The 3,212-nt window shown below is 37.5% G+C and carries 3 protein-coding genes; 1 reads left to right on the forward strand and 2 read right to left on the reverse strand.

The annotated features are described in order from the left end of the window. Positions 1-178 precede the first annotated feature (178 nt). Both F902_RS00095 and F902_RS00100 read right to left on the reverse strand, forming a co-directional pair. Positions 179-1,030 carry a universal stress protein gene (locus F902_RS00095; RefSeq protein WP_000034562.1) on the reverse strand — a complete coding sequence of 284 codons (852 nt, stop codon included), beginning with the start codon at positions 1,028-1,030 and terminating at the stop codon, positions 179-181. 12 nt (positions 1,031-1,042) lie between these two features. After that, positions 1,043-2,530 (reverse strand): SulP family inorganic anion transporter, encoded by a 1,488-nt coding sequence (locus F902_RS00100; RefSeq protein WP_004786522.1) that lies wholly within the window; start codon positions 2,528-2,530, stop codon positions 1,043-1,045. A gap of 512 nt (positions 2,531-3,042) precedes the next feature. On the opposite strand from F902_RS00100, the gene F902_RS21900 reads away from it, so the two are divergent. Next, positions 3,043-3,212: BrnT family toxin (locus F902_RS21900; protein WP_005199457.1), on the forward strand; the 170-nt coding region annotated here is incomplete at its 3' end.

Consider the following 3,212-nt stretch of genomic DNA (forward strand, 5'->3'; position numbering starts at 1 on the left):
CCGTGGAACATGAATAATCAACAAAAAAGCCCACCTTGGGGAAGATGGGCTATCAACTAGAAACTACAGCATTGATTTCTATAGATAATTATAACGCATTTCGTATAAGGTGTATTATGTTAATTTTAGAAAATCTAAAAAAGGGATAGTTAAAAACTATCCTTTTATCTTTTAAAAATTATCTTAATAATAATACTGGTTTTGTAGAGCTTGATAACAATTTGGTCGTCGTACTACCAATAAAAAACTGGCGTATTTTTGAGTGACCATATGCACCAATAACCATCATATCAATAGAGTTTTTCTCTTGGTAATCTAATATTGATTTCTCGACATCACCTTCGAGTACACTCTCAATGACATCAAAACCATTATTTGCAAGCAACTCTTTTGCCCAAGTGACTTGAGATGTCATATCACTATTTGGCTTACCAACATATACCAGATGAGCTGTCAGGTTTTTTAATAAAGGGCTATTGGCAATTTTGTCTACACAAATACGTGCAGTCTGACTTCCATCAAAAGCAATTAAAAAAGACTTAGGTGGACTAAATGGTGCAGACGTTATTAATACGGGTTTATGAAGGGCACGAACAACATTTTCAATATGGGTTCCAATTTTACTGGAATCATGCTCGGTTTCATTCCCATGCTTACCCATAACAAGAACTCTAATGTCGTCTTCCATTCCCATGATTGTTTCTAAAACACTGCCATGGCGTTGAAAACTTTGAGCATCAATAGAGAACTTCTCCAATAAATAGTTCTTTGCTTCCCGAAGAAGAATCTGGCCATGCTCTAGCTCGATTTTTCCCTTACGTTCTTCGAGTTCAACCAATTCTTTGAGCAAGGTTTCTCGACTTCCTAGACCAATTGCACCACTTAAATCTTGTGGTGCTTTTGCTTTTGGCTTATCAATGACATGCAATAGTTTAATAGGTGAATTAAGTTTATCGCTAAACCAAGCTGCATAATCACACACAGTATTTGTTACTAATGATCCATCAATACATGCAATAATTTTTGACATAACTAATCCCTCTTAGTGGCTATTTAAGCGATCTAAAGCATCTGGCTTATCATGGATACCAAACTTATCGACTAATGTTTTACTAGCTTCATTCATTCCAATAAGTTCGACTTCTGTTCCTTCACGTCTAAACTTAATGACCACTTTATCTACGGCAGCAACCGCAGAAACATCCCAGAAGTGTGCCTGACTGACATCAATCACCACTTTTGAAAGTGCCTCTTTGAAATCAAATGCAGAAGTAAATTTATCTGCTGAACTGAAGAACACTTGACCTGTTACCGTATAAGTACGTGTGCTTTCTGATTCATCAAATACAGATTGAATCGCCATATAGCGTTCAATTTTATTGGCAAAAAATAATGCAGAAAGAAGAACACCGACTAATACACCATAAGCCAGGTTATGTGTGGCAACAACTACGACGACTGTAACGATCATCACGATATTGCTAGAGAGAGGATATTGGCGGATATTGCGCAGAGAATCCCAGTTAAATGTTCCAATTGATACCATAATCATGACAGCAACCAGTGCAGCCATTGGAATGACTTTAAGCCAGTCACTGATAAACACCACCATAATCAACAGGAAGACCCCGGCACTAAATGTAGATAAACGGGTACGCCCACCAGATTTCACATTAATAATCGATTGACCAATCATGGCACAGCCTGCCATTCCGCCTAAGAAACCTGAAGCAATATTGGCAACGCCTTGTCCTTTACACTCACGGTTTTTATCACTATTGGTATCTGTTAAATCATCGACAATCGTTGCTGTCATCATAGATTCAAGCAAACCTACGGCTGCTAATCCCAGTGAATAAGGCAAAATAATCGTTAAGGTTTCAAGATTTAAAGGAATATCAGGAAGCAAGAAAATTGGAAGCGTATCCGGTAATTGCCCCATATCTCCGACGGTTCTTACATCTAAACCAATGAATAAGGCAAAGAGCGTAAGTAAGACAATACAGATGAGAGGAGAGGGTAAAAGCTTCCCTATCACTGGAATATAAGGGAATAGATAAATAATGGCTAAACCACCAATTGTCATCGCATAGACATGCCATGTCACATTAGTGAGTTCAGGTAATTGAGCCATAAAAATTAGAATAGCCAGGGCATTCACAAAGCCAATCACAACTGACTTGGATACAAACCGCATCAAGGCACCTAATTTTAGATAGCCGGCTAAGATTTGAATAAATCCTGTCAAAATTGTGGCTGCTAATAAGTATTGCAGACCATGCTCTTTAACCAGTGTTACCATTAATAACGCCATGGCACCGGTTGCCGCAGAAATCATACCAGGGCGACCACCTACAAAAGCAATCACCACGGCAATACAGAATGAAGCGTATAACCCGACTTTAGGATCGACACCTGCAATAATAGAGAAGGCAATTGCTTCAGGAATTAGAGCCAAAGCGACAACAATACCCGCAAGGACATCCCCGCGAATATTAGAGAACCATTGTTCTCGAATAGTGGATAACATGAAATAGCCTATTTTTTTACATTTTAAGAAAGGCTAGTGATGTGATATATACGACACACAAGCTACTACACCACATCACTAGACAGTGATGAGTTATTTACTGATTTAAGAGGTAAATAAACTTATGGTGGCGTAAGTGTCATATTAAGAAAGATATCTATTTTGGAGGATTTCGGGGGCAATCATAGCAGCTAGCCCCTTTTCTATCCACCCTAAACGCAGTACTGAAGTAAAAGCTAAGAATTATCATAGATAATTTTAGAATTGATTTATGCCCATTTAACATAATGGATATTATACGAAGTACACTTGTATATTAATATAAAAATCAATCGCTTAAAAATTTCACCTTGGTCGAAAAAACAGTAAAAAGCCGACTTTGAAACAAGTCGGCTTTTTTATGAGCAGTTTTGGAATGTTTTGCCAATAAATTTGACTAAAAATTACGCTTCTCAACTTGAGTGATACAATTTTATGATACATTATTGTATATACAAATTTGAATGTTTTTTATGAAACAGTATTTCGAATGGGATGAGGCAAAGAATCGAAAGAATCAGAAAAAACACGATGTCTCTTTCGAAACGGCAAGCCTTGTTTTTGATGATCCACTGAGGATCTCAATCCAAGACAGACATACCGATGGTGAAGAACGTTGGCAGACCATTGGAAAAGTGAAAGG

Source organism: Acinetobacter higginsii, assembly GCF_000369525.1.
Taxonomy (GTDB): Bacteria; Pseudomonadota; Gammaproteobacteria; order Pseudomonadales; family Moraxellaceae; genus Acinetobacter; species Acinetobacter higginsii.

Excerpts from the sequence above, each read along its gene's own strand:
- F902_RS00100 (WP_004786522.1), bottom strand. The coding sequence starts at position 2,530 with ATGTTATCCACTATTCGAGAACAATGGTTCTCTAATATTCGCGGGGAT.
- F902_RS00095 (WP_000034562.1), bottom strand. The coding sequence starts at position 1,030 with ATGTCAAAAATTATTGCATGTATTGATGGATCATTAGTAACAAATACT.